We start from the raw sequence: 16,246 nt of genomic DNA on the forward strand, positions 1-16,246 counted from the left end.
AAGCTCAGCCGATCTGGATTTTGGTGTCGGAAACGAAAGTGTACGGCGGCACCGGCAGGTTCGCGGGCGCGGGCCCCTGTCGGATACGGCCGGACGAATCGTACTGCGAACCATGGCAGGGGCAGAAGAACCCGTCGTAATTGCCCTCATGAGCGATCGGGATGCAGCCGAGATGGGTGCAGATGCCGATCACGACCAGCCACTGCTCGTGGCCGGACTTGACCCGGGCCTCGTCGCTCTGCGGATCGGGCAGGCTCGCCACGTTGACGGCGCGCGCCTCGTCGATCTGCTTCTTGGTGCGGTGGCTGATGTAGATCGGCTTGCCGCGCCAGAACACCTTGATGTCCTGCCCCTCGGCGACCGGGCTGAGATCGACCTCGATCGGCGCACCGGCGGCGATGGTCGAAGCATCAGGATTCATTTGGGAGATAAAGGGCCAGAGCGCAGCCGCGCCCCCTACTGCTGCAGCTGCCCCGGTTGCAACGAATAAGAAATCACGGCGTGTCGGATGGTCCGCCGAAGACGCTGTCGTCACGATTCCAACCCTTTCTTCTTATGCTACCGGTGGAACCGCTCCGGAGGCCCCCAAGGTCCCCAGAACAGGCTGCCGGCGCCCGCGGCCCCCCGCGGCGGCAGAACTTCACGTGTCCCCACCAAAACAAGGCGAAAACAGCAGTCCAGAATCGTTCTATTGGCACCCTTGCCGGGCGAGCGCAAGCCCGCTAACGGCGGGGAGACGTGCAATGCACGAATTCCCGCGCCGGCGATGTTTTATTGAGACATTTCCCGCGCTCAACAACCCGCCCGCCCCCCATGCAGATCGCACTTTTCCAACCCGACATCGCCCAGAACACCGGCACGATTCTCAGGCTTTGCGCCTGTCTGGGCATGGCCGCCCATATCATCGAACCGGCGGGCTTCCCCTTCTCCGACCGCCTGTTCCGCCGGGCGGGAATGGATTACCTCGACCATGTCAGCGTGACCCGCCACGATTCCTGGCCGAGATTCGAGGACTGGCGCGCGGCACAGGGCTACCGGCTGCTGCTGTTCACCACCAAGGCAGCCACCGATTACCGCGATTTTCATTACCAGAGGTCGGACATCCTGCTATTCGGGCGCGAGAGCGCCGGCGTCACCGAGGCGGTGGTCGAGGCCGCCGATGCGCGGCTGGTGATCCCGATCACGCCGGGGCTGCGGTCGCTCAATGTCGCCATGACCGCGGCGATGGCCGCAGGCGAGGCGCTGCGGCAGCTCCGGAACCCGCAGGTTTGATAAGGCTGAGGAGAGACGATTGAGTTACGCGGTCAAGGAAATCTTCCTGACCCTGCAAGGCGAAGGCGCCCATGCCGGGCGCGCGTCGGTGTTCTGCCGTTTCGCCGGCTGCAATCTCTGGAGCGGACGCGAGGCCGACCGCCTGGAGGCGACCTGCAAGTTCTGCGACACGGATTTCGTCGGCACCGACGGCAGTCTCGGCGGCCGCTATGCTTCCGCCGCGGAACTCGCCGACACCATCGCCTCGCAATGGACGGCCAAGGGCGACAACCGCTACGTGGTGCTGACCGGCGGCGAGCCGCTGCTGCAGGTCGACGCCGCCCTGGTCGACGCGCTCCATGCGCGTGGCTTCGAGATCGGCGTCGAGACCAATGGCACCATCGCGCCGCCCGACGGGCTCGACTGGATCTGCGTCAGCCCCAAGGGCGGCAGCGAGCTCGTGCTGCGCCACGGTCACGAGCTGAAGCTGGTGTATCCGCAGACGCTCGCCGCGCCCGAAGCCTTCGCGGATCTGGCCTTTGAGCGCTTCTCGCTGCAACCGATGGACGGCCCCGAGGCCGCCCAAAACACCGCGCGTGCGATCGACTATTGCCTGCGCCATCCGCAATGGCGGCTCAGCGTGCAGACGCATAAATCGCTCGGCATCAGATAGGATTGGTTTTCGAACACATGTGGGAATTGACGAAATCGTTTCGCTTCGAGGCGGCGCATTCATTGTCGGGAACGACGTTCGGTGCGGCCAGCGAAGAGATCCACGGCCACTCGTTCCGTGCCGAGGTGACCTTGCGCGGCACGCCGGACCCTGCGACCGGCATGGTGGTCGATCTCGGCCTCGTCCAGCGCGCGATCGAGGACGTGCGGCTTTCGCTCGACCACAAGTTCCTCAACAAGATCGAGGCGCTGGGCAAGCCGACGCTGGAGAACCTCTCGCGCTTCGTCTGGGAGCGGCTCCAGCATATCGGCAAGCTGACCCGCGTCAGCATCCACCGCGACAGTTGCAACGAGAGCTGCACCTATTACGGTCCGCAAGGCTGACAGCATGGCATCGACGATGGACCCGAGCTTGATCGAAGACCGCAAGACCCGCGCCCGCGCCTGGTTCGAATCCTTGCGCGACGACATCTGCGCCAGCTTCGAGCGGCTGGAGGACGACGCGCCGCAAGGCCTCTATGCCGGCGAGGCCGGCCGCTTCAAACGCACGCCCTGGCAGCGCACCGACCACAGCGGCGCGGCCGGCGGCGGCGGCGTGATGTCGATGATGTCGGGCCGCCTGTTCGAGAAGGTCGGCGTGCACTGCTCGACCGTGCACGGCGAGTTCGCGCCCGAGTTTCGCGCCCAGATTCCGGGCGCCGCCGACGATCCGCGCTTCTGGGCCTCCGGCATCTCGCTGATCGCGCATCACCGTAATCCGCACGTACCGGCCGTGCACATGAATACCCGCTTCGTCGTCACCACAAAAGCCTGGTTCGGCGGCGGCGCCGACCTGACGCCGGTGCTGGACCGCCGGCGCACGCAGGACGATGCCGACACGCTCGCCTTCCACGCCGCGATGAAAGCGGCCTGCGACCAGCCGAATGGCACCGCCGACTACGACAAGTACAAGAAGTGGTGCGACGAGTATTTCTATCTGCCGCACCGGAAAGAAGCGCGCGGCATTGGCGGGATCTTCTACGACTGGCACGACAGCGGCGACTGGGACGCCGACCTCGCCTTCACCCAGGATGTGGGCCGCGCCTTCCTCAAGATCTACCCCGACATCGTCAGGCGCAATTTCGCGAGCGCCTGGACCACTGAGGATCGCGAGGAGCAACTGATCCGGCGCGGCCGCTATGTCGAATTCAACCTGCTCTACGACCGCGGCACCATCTTCGGGCTCAAGACCGGCGGCAATGTGGACTCCATCCTGTCGTCGCTGCCGCCGGAGGTGAAATGGCCATGACCGTCATGAGGCCGCTGCCGCGCGCGATGCTGATCGACATGGACGACACCATCCTGTCGGCCTATGGCCGGCCCGAGATCGCCTGGAACACGATCGCGCAGGAGTTTGCCGAGGAGCTCGCGCCGCTGCCGCCGGGCGAGGTCGCCTCCACCGTGCTGGCTTTCGCAAAGAACTTCTGGGCCAACGCGGACGCCTCGTGGCGGCTCAAGCTCGCCGAAGCGCGGCACCTGACCGTCAAGGGCGGCTTTGCCGCGCTTGCGGCCGCGGGGCATCGCGCCCTGCCGGACGATCTCGCCATCCGCCTCGCCGATCGCTTCACCACCTATCGCGAGGAGGAGATGTTCGTCTTCCCCGGCGCACATGAGGCGATCGACCGATTGAAGGCGCTCGGCATCAAACTTGCGCTCGTCACCAACGGCGCCGCCGACACCCAGCGCGCCAAGGTCGAGCGCTTCGAGCTCGCGCATCGCTTCCATCACATCCAGATCGAGGGCGAGCACGGCTTCGGCAAGCCCGAGGAGCGCGCCTATCTGCACGCCATGGACGCGCTCGGCGTCACGCCTGCGGACACCTGGATGATCGGCGACAATCTGGAATGGGAAGTCGTGACGCCGCAGCGCCTCGGCATCTATTCGATCTGGATCGACGTGCATGGCGACGGCTTGCCCGAGGGCTCGACGGCGAAGCCTGACCGCATGATCCGCTCGCTGAGCGAGCTTGTGCCGGGCGAGGCGTAACCGGGCCGCCACAACAAAAACATCGAAAACAACCCCATGCACAGTAGCCGGCCGCTGCAAATTCAATAGCTTGCCGCGAGCGCAGACGCGGATGCTGATTTTACGAAATCATTTGACGCGTCGGGCAAAACAGGTGCATGATGCCATTATCGCGGCGCATGGGACGGATAAGCCCCTGCGCAACCCATCGCGCAGGCACCATCGCCTCCGTCATGGTCCCGCTCCCGGCTCGAAGCTCTGTCATCGGTGTTTCAGCAGCCTGACAGCGGGTGCGCGCTGCCGCAGCACATCCACTGATCCCGCACTTCGTGATCGGCGTGTCATGCCGGACTGCTACCTTCTCTCGTCAATCAACCCGAAAGGACCATCCATGGAACTAAAAGCCGGCGATATCGTCATGCTGAAATCCGGCGGCCAGCCGCTCACCGTCGCCGAAGTGAAGGGCGACGACGTGGTCTGTCTCTGGATGGGCGTCGAAGGCGATCTGTTTCGCGAGACACTGCCGCTCGTCGTGCTCGAGCAACTGGAAGAGTTGGACGATGAGGATGAAGAAGACGACGAAGACGAGGAGTAGGGACGCCCCAGAGCGCGGCCTGACCTAGACCGGAGCGCTCGACTTCGGCGGCTGATGTCCGCTTCTCCGCCAATAGCGGCGCGGTAGCGGACATCGCTGGATGCATTTTTCGGGAGCGGGCCGGCCGCCCCTGCACGACTGGTGAATCGCGATCTCCGATCGCAACTAGTCGCACGACAGGCATATTGTCTCAGGCCGGGAATTCGCAGCCTCAACTCTCGAAGCATGTCCGCAGATGGCCCAGGCGACGACGTGCACGAGGAGAAATGCGGCGGCGACCGCCAAGAGCCAGCCCATTTCATTTTGGGGCTTGGACCTGCTCGTCAATCCCGTTCGCGCCGTCCTGTTCATAACGACCATTCTCGTTCTCCGGAATTTTGTTCGCGTTCGTTTGCGAGCAGGTGCTCATACTGGCGTAGGACGCGACGGGCCTGGCGGCATCGCGACGCGTGCAGCGCGGACATGAGGAAAGCAACAACGCCTCGCTTTTCGGGTTCGACGAGACGATCGGAAGCCTGAGAGGCTGCTTCGGACGGATACGAAATGGTGCCATCGATCCCCATTGGCTAGAAAAACCCGGCGCTGAGATCCAACCCTGATGTCAGCGACAACAGCCACACGAACAGGACGGCTCCACAGAGCAACGCGATCTGCTCGAAGAGATCTGCCCGCAGCGACGATGCGGGAAACGCCCGCATGAAAGCGTTTGCGATGGCGGTAATTGCGAGAGTCCGCATGACGGCTTCCGGAGATTGTTAGTGGCCTGATACGACCGAGCGGCGCGCGGCGCGCACGAACTCGCGGCGCTGCCGTCGATGTCTGCGGGCTTCTTCGACTTCCCAAAAAGCCTGGACCAGACACACCCCAAGGCAGACTGAAATCACGACCAGAAGAAATGCTCGATCGCTGGCGGTCTGGATCGTGACATGTCCAATGCAAATCAAACTTGAAAGCGAAGGAAATGCCCTCGAGGCTGGTCGATCAGGGAACGTTGACGCTCGGCATCGGACCGGTCGGGCGGATCGACACCATGGTCAGTGGCTGCTGCGCGAAAAGCGCGAGTGCAGTCAGAACGGCGCATGACAGGACGACGAAAGAGCCGAGCTGCCATTGCCTTTTCGTCCGGTCGCCGCCAGGCCTCTCAATTTGGGGCGCTCCTGTTGCCGTGCGCATCGCTAGTCTCCGAGTATCGTTACGGTGAGAAGACCCACCTTCTCAACACCCGTGCCGAATATCGCGCCAATTGATGCGCCTGGAAACTACCTAGAAAGGTGGTCCGGTGTCCCTTATGTATGATCGCGCAGGTCGGCGACCTCCGAGGTCGAGGAACTCTGCACACGTCCTGGAAATGGCATGCAACTCTCCACGGATCCCACCGATCCGCAAAATCAAGAAGTCTACGCGCTCTGGGATCAGCTGGCCGAGTTCTCGGTCGGCGACAGCGACGCCGCGCTGACACACCTGCTGTCCGCACTGCGCTCGATGTTGTCGGCGCGCAACGTACTATGGGGTGTGCTGGTGCGATTGCCTTCGCCCAAGCGGGCCGATCCCCTGCTCGGCTGGCGTCCGCGTCTGGTCCGGTTGCTGGACCCGATTCCGACGGTTGCAACATCTGTGCAGAAACAGTTCGATACGCTCTGGTCCGACAACGTCGACCTGTCCCAGATTCTCTCCATGTCGGGAGAAGAGCCGTTTCGTGTCCGCCTGCTGTTCGAAACGCTGCCGCCGAAATGGTTCGAGGGCGAGCACTATCGGCGGCACTATCTGGACGTCGGCTTCGCCGACAGCATCTCCGTGCGCATCGCGCTCAATGACGATGTGAGGATTCGCCTGTTCGTATTTCGCGATGCGCAGTCACCCCGCTTCACAACGCAGGACGGCCAGCGTCTGGGCTTCGCGATGCGCGCCTTGAGATGGTTTCACCGTCAGCAACTGCTCAGCCATGGCCTTCTCATCGCCGACGCGCCGCTGACACCCGCTGAACGCAGGGTCCTGCTCGCACTGCTCGACGGACAAACGGAAAAGCAGATCGCGCAGAAGCTCAACCAGAGCCCCAACACCACGCACTTCCACGTCAAGTCGATCTACGCCAAGTTCGGCGTGAGCAATCGCTCCGCGCTCGCTGCGCTGTGGCTCGGCAAGCTGCGATGATCTGAACGAGGTTGGAACGGCAGTGTCAGCGGCGGGTCATTGCGTAGGAGGGACCCGAAGCCTCCCTTTCTTCAAATCTGCTGATCAGAAACGCCCCGCCCCGGTGAGGTCATCACCGGCCGGCGAGCAATTACGACATCGACCCAGACCAGCAATGGAACTCCCGGGAATATTGGCCGTTTCCATTCGTTCCAAAATTGGGAGACGCGCGTGAATCGCCGAGACCTTCTTCGCGCATCGGCTGCTGTTTCAGCTGCAGTCATACTGCCACGGGCTGCGGACGCCCAGACCAGCGACGCCCCACCCTTCAGCCCATCCACCGTGCGCGAGCTGGCGCGCGCGCTTGCGACCAAGCCGTTCGTAGCTCCGGACGAGAAGCTTCCGGATGCACTGAAGAATCTCAATTACGACCAATACCGATCCATTCGGTTCGCCCCCGAAAAGGCGCTGTGGCGTGACGAAAAGCTCCCGTTCGAGGTGCAGTTCTTCCACCGCGGCTTCTTTTACAAGAACAGGGTCGACATCTTTCAGGTGGCGAACAGGAGCGTCACACCGGTGTCGTATCGGCGCGCGGACTTTTCGTTCGGCGAAGGGCTCGGGCAATGGCCGGATGCGGACCTCGGGTTCGCCGGCTTCCGTATCCATACCCCCATCAACAAACCCGATTATTACGACGAACTTTGCGTATTCCTTGGCGCAAGCTACTTCCGGGCCGTCGCGAAAGGACAGACCTATGGTCTGTCCGCGCGAGGGCTTGCGATCGATACAGGCGAGAGCAAAGGCGAAGAGTTTCCGGTGTTCAAGGCGTTCTGGCTGGAGAAGCCGGTGCCGAACGCCTCCTCCATGGTGGTCCACGCGCTGCTCGACAGCAAGAGCGCGGCAGCCAGCTACCGCTTCACCATACGGCCCGGCCAAACCACGGTATTTGACGTCGAGATGGCGCTCTATCCGCGGGTGGACGTCGAGCACGCTGGGCTCGCGCCGATGACCAGCATGTTCTTCTTCGGTCCGAACGATCGGAAGGACTTCGATGATTTTCGCCCCGCGGTTCACGACTCGGATGGACTTTCGATCTACAACGGCAGAGGTGAGCAGCTCTGGCGACCGCTCAACAATCCGCACGATCTGCAGGTCAGCAGTTTTGGCGACATCAATCCGGGCGGCTTCGGCCTCATGCAGCGGGAAAGAAACTATCTCGCTTATCAGGATCTGGAATCCAGTTTCGAGACGCGCCCAAGCCTCTGGTTCGAGCCGATCGGCGATTGGGGCGAAGGGGCGGTGAAACTATTCGAGATACCGACCAAGGAGGAAGTCCACGACAACATCGCCGCGCTCTGGCAGCCGAAACAGCCCCTGACGGCAAAGAGCGAGCACATCTTTACCTATCGACTGCACTGGGGTCCGGACGCGCCGAAAGCCGACGCACTCGCGCGGTTCACGCGAACGGGAATCGGCAGCCGCGGCGATGACAACAAGCTGTTCGTCCTGGAACTGATGGGCGACCGCCTCAAGGGCATTGATCCCAAGGCCATCAAGGGCGTGGTGACCGCTGAAAAAGCTGAAATCAGCAACATCGTCACGCAACCAAATCCTGTGACCGGCGGATGGCGTCTGAGCTTCCAATGCGCGGTCAAGGGGCAGGCGTCGATCGAATTGCGCGCTTTCCTCGCGCAGAACGATGCGCCGGTCTCCGAGATATGGATCTATCGATGGACGCCCTGAAGCCGTCGCAGGCGCCGCTGCCAAGCGCCCTCGCCCGCCCGTTTCTGCCACAGGAAAGCCCGCTGACGATGCTGCCGTGCCGGCTGGACCGCGCGGCCGACGTCGGGCAATCGCTAGCGCCGGCGAGCGCCAGCCTGACGGTTCGCCGTGTCTTCATCTTTGCCGGTACGGGCTTGCTGACGCTTGCAGGCGGCTACGGCATGTACGACGTGGTGAAAATTGGCGGTGTGACGTTTCTCGAGGCGCTGCTGCTCGGTCTGTTCCTCGTGCTGCTCGCCTGGGTCGCGTTCTCGTTCATGTCCGCCGTTGCCGGATTCTTCGTGCTGCTGACGCGCGGGCAAGTCAGCCTGCCGATCGACACGACAGGCCCGCTGCCCCCCATCACCACGCGCACCGCCATGCTGCTGCCGACCTATAACGAGGACCCGCATCATGTGATGGCGCGCCTGCGCGCGATGTATGAATCCGTCGAAGCAACCGGATATGGCGCACAATTCGACTGGTTTTTGCTAAGCGATACGACCGACCCGGACATCTGGATCAGCGAAGAGATGGCCTTCATCGAGCTGCGCCGCGCCTGCGGCGGAGATCGGCTGTACTACCGGCATCGCTCCGACAACACCGCGCGGAAGTCCGGGAACATCGCCGACTGGGTCACCAGGTTTGGCGCGGCCTATGACCACATGATTGTCCTCGACGCGGACAGCCTCATGGAGGCCGACACGATCGTTCGCATCGTCCACGCAATGGAACGCCACCCCACCTGCGCGCTAATCCAGACGCAGCCCGTCATCGTCAACGCGCGCACGCTGTTCAGCAGGCTGCAGCAATTTTCGGGGCGCGTGTATGGCCCCCTGATCACGGCGGGCAATGCCTGGTGGCACGGCGGCGACAGCAATTATTGGGGCCACAACGCCATCATCCGGATACAGGCCTTCGCTGCGGAGGCTGGCCTACCCGAACTCCGCGGTCGCAAACCGTTCGGAGGGCACATCCTCAGCCATGATTTTGTCGAGGCCGCGTTGATGCGCCGCGCCGGCTGGGCCATCTATATGGTCCCGGCGGTTCGCGGCAGCTTCGAAGAGGTCCCGCCGTCGCTGCTGGACTTTGCGGGGAGAGACCGTCGCTGGTGCCAGGGAAACCTGCAGCATCTCGCGGTGCTGCCGGCGCGCGGGCTGCACTGGGTCTCGAGGCTGCATCTGCTCACCGGCATCGGCTCCTACGTGACGGCGCCGCTTTGGCTTCTGTTCCTGTTGCTCGGTCTGCTCATCTCGCTGCAGGCACACTTCATCCGGCCCGAATACTTTCCGAAGGGCTTCAGTCTCTTTCCGACCTGGCCGCAGCAGGACCCGGTGCTTGCGGCCTGGGTCTTTGCCGCGACCATGGGGCTTCTGATCCTGCCGAAGCTGCTGGCCTATCTGGTTCTGATCAGCAATCGCGACGAGCGGCGCGGGTTTGCAGGAAGCTTTCGGGCCCTGGCGGGTGTCGTTTGCGAGACGTTCGTGGCGGCATTGCTTGCGCCCTGCATGATGATCCTCCAGACCAAGGCCGTCGTGGAGATTCTCGCTGGTCGGGACGCAGGCTGGCAGGTGCAGCGCCGAGGCGATGGACAGCCCGCCCGCGGCGAAGTCTACCGAAAGCTCGCCGGACCGACACTGTGCGGCCTCGCCCTGTCGCTCTGCGCCTATGCAGTCTCCTTGCCCCTGCTGCTCTGGATGTCGCCGGTGGTGCTGGGGCTGCTGCTCTCGATACCGTTGGGGATCGTAACGTCTTCGCGGCTGAGCGCGCCCGGCGTCTTTGCCACGCCGGAAACCAACAGCCCGCCTGCGGTGGTGCTGCGCGCGAACGAGCTCGCCGCATCAGAGCGCACTGAAATGGCCGGGGCTCTACACCAGCTCGGCCGGGACCCTGAATTGCTGGTCGAGCATCTGGGCTCGCTGTCGCCTGCCAGCCCGCGCAGATTTGGTCCCGTCGACGTGCCTCTTGCGACCGCAACCGCCAAGGTCGAGCAATGCGAAAGCCAGGAGGATGCCGCTGCCTGGCTCGACAGATCGGAATTGCACGCCGTACTCGGCCATCCCGGACTGCTCAAAAAGGTTCTCGAAATGCCTCAAGGCAGGCGAGATTAGCCATCGCGGAGCGAATGCCAAATCGACCGGCGATTACGGTCAGTGCTCGACTGCACCCGTAGATCCGCAATTTCAGATGGCACCGCGCCGGCGGCGCCCGCGGATCGCGGAGGGTGCTTCGGCCCTTCGCTCGCTGCGCACCGGCCTGCTCCGCGTGGTGGCGCCGCAGATGCTGGCATGCACCTGGGTGGCGGCCGTGCTGGGCGAATTCGACCGGGCCCATCCGGATGTCGGCCTCCGCGTGACCGACGCGATGGCGGACGAGGTGGTGAACATCGTGCGGCGGGGCGAGGCGGAGCTGGGCGTTGGCCCCGAGCGCGCCACCGGCGAGGATGTCACCAGCACGTTCCTGATGGATGTGCCGATCCGGGTGGTCTGCTCGGCAAAGCACCCGCTGGCGCAGCAACGCGCCGTCTCGTGGAAGAAACTGCGCGACGAACGCTGGGTGATCTATTCCAGCGAGTTCAACCGGCACCTGGAGAGCCTGCTGCATGCGCATGACAGCTCGCTGTCCATGCAGACCGCCGTCGAGGTCAAATATCTGACCACCGCCCTGGCGCTGGTGGGCGTCGGGACCGGCCTTGCGGCCGTTCCCGACTACGGACAGCTGTTCGCACCGAATTTCGACGTGCGTTTCATCAAGCTGCGCGCGCCGGAAATCCGCCGCCGCTACTACATCTATCAACGGCGGGGACTCGTGCTCTCGCCGCCCGCGGAGGCGTTCGTCAAGCTGCTGCGCAGCGCGGCACGCAGCGATGGATGAAGCCGTGCCCACGAATTGCGAGCGCACAGGGCAATGCCGATCGCCCACGCGCCAATTGCGTTGGGCCAAAAGGCTGACTAGGACGTTTGGATGAGCATCGAATCGCCTCCGAGTTGGCCGGTCGTGGACCCGCCGCCCTTTCTTCCCGCGCCTCGTCGCCGATGGCCGTTTGCGCTCTTTGTGGCCGTTGTCCTTGCACTCGCAGGCGCAGGGGCGGCTTATGCCTGGCTGAACCCGGGATTGTTCGTTCCGTCCGCGGGGCGCGACGCCGCGGAAGCTGACGCCGGCGCCAATGACAGCGCGGTCATGACCGACCTGCTCGCCGCGCAACAAAAGACAGCCGACGACCTCGCGGCGATCGACAGGACCATTGCCAACCAACAGGAGCAGTTGAAGGCAATCGTCAGTCAACTTGCCGAGCTCAGTTCGAAAATTGACGCTCTGAAGAGCCCGGCCCCGCAGGCACCGGTCGCACCATCTCCTTTTCCTGGGCCTGCTGCCGCGATGCCATCCGCTTCAGTGCCTCCCGTCGCGCCAGCTCCGGCAGCGCGCGTCGTCCCGAAGCAAAAGAAGCCACCGCGCGCAACGACCCCAACGGGTCCGATATCGGTCGGGGGTGCGCCGTTGAACACTGCGCCCGATGCGACTGTGCGCTGAGCCGGGTCGTCTACGCGATCAGTCATCCGGGCGCGAGCGTCATCTTGATCTCTGATCGCAGCAGCGGCCTGGATCAGGGCGCTAGCGATGCCACGTAGGCGGCCAGCGCGATCATGTCGTTCGCGGACAGCTTTTCCACGGTCGGTTTCATCAGAGCGCTCGCGCTCGCGACGCGTCCCCCGGTCTGGAATTCATGAAGCTGTCGCACGATGTAGGTCGGCGATCGTCCTGCAATTGGTGGAATCTCGCCAGCGCCTCTCAGATCGGAACCGTGGCAGCCGGCACAGGCAACGGTCGTGCCCGCCCCGCCGGTCTTCGCGAGTGTTTCTCCCTTCGCCAGGCTTCCGACCGGCACATACGCCGTGAAGGTCGCTCGTGAGTCACGAAGCTCGAACTGATCTCCGTCGTCCGGCATCTCGACAATGCGCTCGCCGAGCGCTTCGGAGCCGCCCTCCGGGCTCTTGACGTAAAACATGCGAGATGGCCCGGTCCTGGGAATGATCTCGCTTTCGACGACCTTGATCAAACGCCTGGGCTTCAGCCCGGCAAAATACTCCGCCGCGGCGTGCATCTCGGCATCGGTCATGGCCTTGGCCGAGGCCACCATGGTTTTGGGCGGTCTCTCCGGCCCCGACATCTTTCGGGCGCCACTTTTGAAGTCGGCGAGCTGCTGGACCAGATAGTTCACCGGCAACCCCGCGAGACTCGCACCTTCAGGACCACCAGTGCCCTCGACGCGATGGCAAGCTCCGCAGGCGCGGACGTCCGGCTTGCGCCCGGTGGCAACGATCTCCGGCATGGCCGGGTGGTCATCCGGATGCCAATCCAGCGCAAGGAAAAGATCTCTCGCCTGCTTCCAACTGAAGGAGGCGTTGCTGCCGGCGAGTTGGTTGGGTCTGTCGTCCGGCGGGGGCACCTTGACGGACGGGTCCCACAGGAACGCCCAAGCCGGAAATCCCTCAGACGGAGGGGCGGCGTTGTTCTGCTGCGCAAGAGCAGCCGGTGCAATGAAGATGACGGTGATCGATAGCATCAGCGCGGGCAAGTTCACGGCAATGGCTCTCTCTTCAAATGGATCGAACAGAATTGGAAATGTGAAATGGATCGAATAGATCTGGCGATGAACAATGACGATGACCCGGGTCTCCCGAGCCGAGCAGCCCTCGCGCTTTGAAAACCAAAGGCGACTGGTTGGGCTGGCTTGTCCGCAGGATAGGCGCAATCGCTGGAATGATCTGCGGAAAACATTGCGTGGATCGCGGCGAGCCAATAGGCTCTCCGGAGGCTCAAGCTGAGGGGCGGCCGTGGAACGTGGCGAACTCGAGCGCCTTGTCGGTGGCCGGTTGCGGCTGAGTTTCGACGAGATCTTAAACCATCCCCGCCTGCCGGAAGCGCGCCACGCCTATCTGAACAGCTTCGTCGGCCTCTACCAGGGTGACCCTTTTCTGGTTCGTCTGCTGCTTCAGGCCGGCCGATTTCTGGTCTTTCATAGCGTCGCGGTGCTCGAGGCCGCGCAGGATTTGTCGCGACGCGAGACCTGGTTCACAGTGGCTGCGCTGAAGCAGCAACTCTCCGTTTACGGCTATGCGAGTGGCCGGCAGGTGGATCATCTCGTCGCTCGCCTGCGCGAGGTTGGATTTCTGGAGCAGCATCGAGCACCCGGCGACGGGCGCGTTCGGCTGCTTGCGTCCACGCACAAGCTGCGCGCGCATCACGCCGAATGGCTGGCAACGCACTACGTCCCGCTTGCGACGCTCTTCCCCGATCATGATTACAGCCCGGTGCTGGCGCGCGATCACGCATTTCACGCCCTGCACTGCAGTGAATGTTTGCCATTCAACGCCGTGTCTGCTCGCCTGATGATGACGCTGCCGGACACCCTGCTGTTTTTCATGCACGCAGCGGGACCGCTCATCCAGAACGCGGTGCTGAAGGCTGCCATGGATGCGGCCGATCCGAACGCGGCGGTCCCCTACATGGAAGCCGCGGATCGCTTCGGCGTCTCGCGAACCCATGTCCGCAACCTGATGAAGGATGCGGAAAAGGTTGGACTGGTCAGGATCACCGGGCAGGGCGGTCGCAGCATCCTCATCCTGCCGCGCTTTTGGACCGGCTACGACCGCGGACTGGCCGTGGGGATGTATCTGCACGACGCAGTCAATGTCGTCGCGATGAACCGGTGGGCCAAGTCCCACAAGGATAGCGGCGCGACGACCCTGCCCGATCTCACGGTGACGGCCAGTCCCTCGTCCTAGGGCGTGTACTCATAAACGTCGGCTTACGAAGGCAAAGCGGAAGTCTGCCACCTTGCGCGGATCGGCGGCTTGTGACCCAAAGGCGACCTCTCCCGCTGCTCAAGGTAATCCCTTAAGGCGTCCAAGGTTGATCGAATGTTAGTCCGACGTCCCCCGAAATGGCTTCGACATGACGATTGTCCGCTCTTCCCCGTAAAACTCCTCCCGAACGACATTGAAGCCCCACTTCGCATAGAAGGGCTGTGCCGTAATCGAAGACTGCACGTTCAACGCGCGGAGGGATTGAGCAAGGGCGACGTTTTCGACCGCGCCCATGAGCTTCGTCGCGATGCCCCCGCGCTGATAGTCAGGATGGACGAAGACAGACTTGACGGTATCACCGCTTAGACTTGCGGTTCCAACAACCCGCCCATCCACGGTGGCGACGAAGGCATGCCAGTTCTCAAGGTTTGATGCGACCTTTTCTGGCAATGTCAAAACGAGGCGGTCGATCACAGACGCCGGATAGTCCCTAGCATTGGTTTCACGTATCGCCCGTAAAACGATGTCGTGGACGGCATGGCAATCATCAGCCGTGGCGCGCCTAATTGCGATCTGCTTCTCCAGCATAGCTGTCTCCTTCAATGTGGAGCCGGGAGACAGGCACAAAAAATCCCGCCTCCAAAGGACGGGTAGCGCGAACAATATCGACAGCGCGCTAACCCGCCAAATGGGCGGTGCTAAACTTCTTAGAAGCGCGCGAGCGATTGTTATCCATGCGATAAAAAGTGCCACTTCTCGGTAAAGTTGTCCAGCGTGTACGCTGCTGGCCCGGCCACGCTCACATCTGTAATGTCGCCTGTTGGCCCGTGCCTGACCTTAGCTCTACGAGCCGAGAGGTCTGCTTCCTCTAGGTGACCCGAACAGGGATGCGAGCGGGTTAAGGCAGCCTTTGACCCGCAACGGGCATCAATGGCCTTGACCCGGTGCGGCCTACCTCTGGTTTGATCGGGTTCTCTCGGGGGCGCGTCATTTGCGTCCAACAACGACCTCGGGCGGTCAATCCGGCGTGAGGCTGAAGATGGTGACGGTCCTATTGGAACTCCCCCGTGATAGGCAAGACATCAGGCAACAAAAGAAAGGACCGACCGTATGATCAGCCTAATAAATGTCTTCACGGTAGATCCCGCCAACCAAGACCGGCTCCTCGTTTTGCTCGCGCGCGCAACCGATGAATTCGTCAGCCGGGCACCGGGCTTTGTTTCCTCGGCCCTTCATCGGAGCCTCGATGGCACGAAGGTGACCATGTATGCGCAGTGGCGCAGCGCGGAAGACTATGAGTCCATGCGCCAGGATCCTGGACCGCTACCCTTTCTCGAAGAGGCGCTCACGATCGCGAAATTTGAGCCGGGCATATATGAGGTCGTGCGCACATTCTCGCCCATTGATAGGTAGGCCTCGCCCCCGCGCGCGATTCCGGACTTCCGCTGTTGGCCCATCGCTTCCGTTGGCGCAGTGCAGCGGCAGGTCTGTAGTCGGGGGCAGAGCAGAAGTCATCGCCTCCGGTGCGGACCGCCGCCCTTGCCCCTTAGCGGAAATTAACGTTGTGCAGTCAAGATGCCGAACATGCAACCCGAATGGCTTCGTCAACTGCCCTATTTGGTTCACACCAACAGAGAACTTGGCCTAATGCTGAGGGGCTCGAAGCCGCTCGCATATTTCATGGATGTCGTTGGTGATGAGCCAGACATCTGTATTCGATATTGGCGGCTGTTCGATAAGCATGTTGCTGCAGGCCGACTGATAAGGCACGAAGTGATTGAACCATGCCCTGACGTGCCGCAGCTCAAATACCGGAGGCTGCTCTACGCCTTGCCGGGTCACGAGTGGCGGGTTGATGCAATGCTTACGCTTCTAAGCGAGCCCGGAGCTTGGTCCGACAACCGCGAAAAGCGCTTTGGCGAATTGCTCGGCTACGAGGAGTGGCAGAATGACTATTGGCTAACCCACCGCCATTCGCTTGCGGACGCTTAGTCTGCTGTTGGCCCGGAGCAGTCTGTGAGGGCAG

18 protein-coding genes are annotated in these 16,246 nt (G+C 62.7%); 14 read left to right on the plus strand and 4 right to left on the minus strand.

The window, feature by feature from the left end; all coding sequences use genetic code 11:
• Nucleotides 1–4 precede the first annotated feature (4 nt).
• Nucleotides 5–535 (minus strand): ubiquinol-cytochrome c reductase iron-sulfur subunit, encoded by a 531-nt coding sequence (petA, locus tag WHZ77_RS26000; protein ID WP_041748489.1) that lies wholly within the window; start codon nt 533–535, stop codon nt 5–7.
• Between the two features lie 278 nt (nt 536–813).
• On the opposite strand from petA, the gene WHZ77_RS26005 reads away from it, so the two are divergent.
• The 6 genes from WHZ77_RS26005 to WHZ77_RS26030 all read left to right on the plus strand — a co-directional run bounded on the left by WHZ77_RS26005 (nt 814) and on the right by WHZ77_RS26030 (nt 4,522).
• Nucleotides 814–1,272 carry a tRNA (cytidine(34)-2'-O)-methyltransferase gene (locus WHZ77_RS26005; protein ID WP_375310563.1) on the plus strand — a complete coding sequence of 153 codons (459 nt, stop codon included), beginning with the start codon at nt 814–816 and terminating at the stop codon, nt 1,270–1,272.
• Nucleotides 1,273–1,291: 19 nt separating this feature from the next.
• Nucleotides 1,292–1,924, plus strand: coding sequence for a 7-carboxy-7-deazaguanine synthase (queE, locus tag WHZ77_RS26010; protein ID WP_375310564.1), 633 nt, complete (start codon nt 1,292–1,294; stop codon nt 1,922–1,924).
• A gap of 17 nt (nt 1,925–1,941) precedes the next feature.
• A complete protein-coding gene (locus WHZ77_RS26015; protein WP_015687970.1) occupies nt 1,942–2,307 on the plus strand; it encodes a 6-carboxytetrahydropterin synthase in 366 nt (121 codons plus the stop codon).
• Between the two features lie 16 nt (nt 2,308–2,323).
• Nucleotides 2,324–3,211, plus strand: coding sequence for an oxygen-dependent coproporphyrinogen oxidase (gene hemF / locus WHZ77_RS26020; RefSeq protein ID WP_375314813.1), 888 nt, complete (start codon nt 2,324–2,326; stop codon nt 3,209–3,211).
• Nucleotides 3,202–3,948 carry an HAD family hydrolase gene (locus WHZ77_RS26025; RefSeq protein ID WP_375310565.1) on the plus strand — a complete coding sequence of 249 codons (747 nt, stop codon included), beginning with the start codon at nt 3,202–3,204 and terminating at the stop codon, nt 3,946–3,948. The genes hemF and WHZ77_RS26025 overlap by 10 nt, the downstream gene beginning before the upstream one ends.
• A gap of 370 nt (nt 3,949–4,318) precedes the next feature.
• Nucleotides 4,319–4,522 carry a DUF2158 domain-containing protein gene (locus tag WHZ77_RS26030; protein ID WP_375310566.1) on the plus strand — a complete coding sequence of 68 codons (204 nt, stop codon included), beginning with the start codon at nt 4,319–4,321 and terminating at the stop codon, nt 4,520–4,522.
• A gap of 566 nt (nt 4,523–5,088) precedes the next feature.
• Here WHZ77_RS26030 and WHZ77_RS26035 read toward each other — a convergent pair.
• Nucleotides 5,089–5,259, minus strand: coding sequence for a response regulator (locus WHZ77_RS26035; protein WP_375310567.1), 171 nt, complete (start codon nt 5,257–5,259; stop codon nt 5,089–5,091).
• A 616-nt stretch (nt 5,260–5,875) separates the two neighbouring features.
• Here WHZ77_RS26035 and WHZ77_RS26040 point away from each other — a divergent pair.
• The 5 genes from WHZ77_RS26040 to WHZ77_RS26060 all read left to right on the plus strand — a co-directional run bounded on the left by WHZ77_RS26040 (nt 5,876) and on the right by WHZ77_RS26060 (nt 11,944).
• Nucleotides 5,876–6,673: a LuxR C-terminal-related transcriptional regulator gene (locus WHZ77_RS26040; RefSeq protein ID WP_375310568.1), complete on the plus strand. Its 798-nt coding sequence runs from the start codon at nt 5,876–5,878 to the stop codon at nt 6,671–6,673.
• Nucleotides 6,674–6,883: 210 nt separating this feature from the next.
• Nucleotides 6,884–8,395 carry a glucan biosynthesis protein G gene (locus tag WHZ77_RS26045; RefSeq protein WP_375310569.1) on the plus strand — a complete coding sequence of 504 codons (1,512 nt, stop codon included), beginning with the start codon at nt 6,884–6,886 and terminating at the stop codon, nt 8,393–8,395.
• The gene (gene mdoH / locus WHZ77_RS26050) at nt 8,383–10,524 is read left to right on the plus strand and encodes a glucans biosynthesis glucosyltransferase MdoH (RefSeq protein ID WP_375310570.1); all 2,142 of its coding nucleotides are present in this window, start codon (nt 8,383–8,385) and stop codon (nt 10,522–10,524) included. Before WHZ77_RS26045 ends, mdoH begins: the two co-directional genes overlap by 13 nt.
• A 76-nt stretch (nt 10,525–10,600) precedes the next feature.
• Complete coding sequence (locus WHZ77_RS26055) at nt 10,601–11,287, plus strand: LysR substrate-binding domain-containing protein (protein WP_375310571.1); 687 nt, start codon at nt 10,601–10,603, stop codon at nt 11,285–11,287.
• 90 nt (nt 11,288–11,377) lie between these two features.
• Nucleotides 11,378–11,944, plus strand: a complete 567-nt coding sequence (locus WHZ77_RS26060) for a hypothetical protein (RefSeq protein WP_375310572.1) — start codon at nt 11,378–11,380, stop codon at nt 11,942–11,944.
• 73 nt (nt 11,945–12,017) lie between these two features.
• Here WHZ77_RS26060 and WHZ77_RS26065 read toward each other — a convergent pair whose 3' ends face one another.
• Nucleotides 12,018–13,214, minus strand: coding sequence for a c-type cytochrome (locus WHZ77_RS26065; protein WP_375310573.1), 1,197 nt, complete (start codon nt 13,212–13,214; stop codon nt 12,018–12,020).
• A 34-nt stretch (nt 13,215–13,248) separates the two neighbouring features.
• On the opposite strand from WHZ77_RS26065, the gene WHZ77_RS26070 reads away from it, so the two are divergent.
• A complete protein-coding gene (locus WHZ77_RS26070; protein WP_375310574.1) occupies nt 13,249–14,199 on the plus strand; it encodes a hypothetical protein in 951 nt (316 codons plus the stop codon).
• A gap of 138 nt (nt 14,200–14,337) precedes the next feature.
• Here WHZ77_RS26070 and WHZ77_RS26075 read toward each other — a convergent pair whose 3' ends face one another.
• Nucleotides 14,338–14,808, minus strand: coding sequence for a GNAT family N-acetyltransferase (locus tag WHZ77_RS26075; RefSeq protein ID WP_375310575.1), 471 nt, complete (start codon nt 14,806–14,808; stop codon nt 14,338–14,340).
• Between the two features lie 522 nt (nt 14,809–15,330).
• Here WHZ77_RS26075 and WHZ77_RS26080 point away from each other — a divergent pair.
• Entirely contained in the window at nt 15,331–15,633 is a 303-nt protein-coding gene (locus WHZ77_RS26080; RefSeq protein WP_375309897.1) for an antibiotic biosynthesis monooxygenase family protein, read from the plus strand.
• Nucleotides 15,634–15,804: 171 nt separating this feature from the next.
• A complete protein-coding gene (locus tag WHZ77_RS26085) occupies nt 15,805–16,212 on the plus strand; it encodes a hypothetical protein (RefSeq protein WP_375310576.1) in 408 nt (135 codons plus the stop codon).
• Nucleotides 16,213–16,246 lie beyond the last annotated feature (34 nt).

It is taken from the genome of Bradyrhizobium sp. A5 (assembly GCF_042076515.1).
Lineage (GTDB): Bacteria > Pseudomonadota > Alphaproteobacteria > Rhizobiales > Xanthobacteraceae > Bradyrhizobium > Bradyrhizobium cosmicum.

What these genes read in the sequence shown, in the direction of transcription:
- WHZ77_RS26005 (WP_375310563.1), top strand. Translation starts at nt 814, where the DNA reads ATGCAGATCGCACTTTTCCAACCCGACATCGCCCAGAACACCGGCACG.
- WHZ77_RS26015 (WP_015687970.1), top strand. Translation starts at nt 1,942, where the DNA reads ATGTGGGAATTGACGAAATCGTTTCGCTTCGAGGCGGCGCATTCATTG.
- hemF (WP_375314813.1), top strand. Translation starts at nt 2,324, where the DNA reads ATGGACCCGAGCTTGATCGAAGACCGCAAGACCCGCGCCCGCGCCTGG.
- WHZ77_RS26025 (WP_375310565.1), top strand. Translation starts at nt 3,202, where the DNA reads ATGGCCATGACCGTCATGAGGCCGCTGCCGCGCGCGATGCTGATCGAC.
- WHZ77_RS26030 (WP_375310566.1), top strand. Translation starts at nt 4,319, where the DNA reads ATGGAACTAAAAGCCGGCGATATCGTCATGCTGAAATCCGGCGGCCAG.
- WHZ77_RS26035 (WP_375310567.1), bottom strand. Translation starts at nt 5,259, where the DNA reads ATGCGGACTCTCGCAATTACCGCCATCGCAAACGCTTTCATGCGGGCG.
- WHZ77_RS26040 (WP_375310568.1), top strand. Translation starts at nt 5,876, where the DNA reads ATGCAACTCTCCACGGATCCCACCGATCCGCAAAATCAAGAAGTCTAC.
- mdoH (WP_375310570.1), top strand. Translation starts at nt 8,383, where the DNA reads ATGGACGCCCTGAAGCCGTCGCAGGCGCCGCTGCCAAGCGCCCTCGCC.
- WHZ77_RS26055 (WP_375310571.1), top strand. Translation starts at nt 10,601, where the DNA reads ATGGCACCGCGCCGGCGGCGCCCGCGGATCGCGGAGGGTGCTTCGGCC.
- WHZ77_RS26060 (WP_375310572.1), top strand. Translation starts at nt 11,378, where the DNA reads ATGAGCATCGAATCGCCTCCGAGTTGGCCGGTCGTGGACCCGCCGCCC.
- WHZ77_RS26075 (WP_375310575.1), bottom strand. Translation starts at nt 14,808, where the DNA reads ATGCTGGAGAAGCAGATCGCAATTAGGCGCGCCACGGCTGATGATTGC.
- WHZ77_RS26080 (WP_375309897.1), top strand. Translation starts at nt 15,331, where the DNA reads ATGATCAGCCTAATAAATGTCTTCACGGTAGATCCCGCCAACCAAGAC.
- WHZ77_RS26085 (WP_375310576.1), top strand. Translation starts at nt 15,805, where the DNA reads ATGCAACCCGAATGGCTTCGTCAACTGCCCTATTTGGTTCACACCAAC.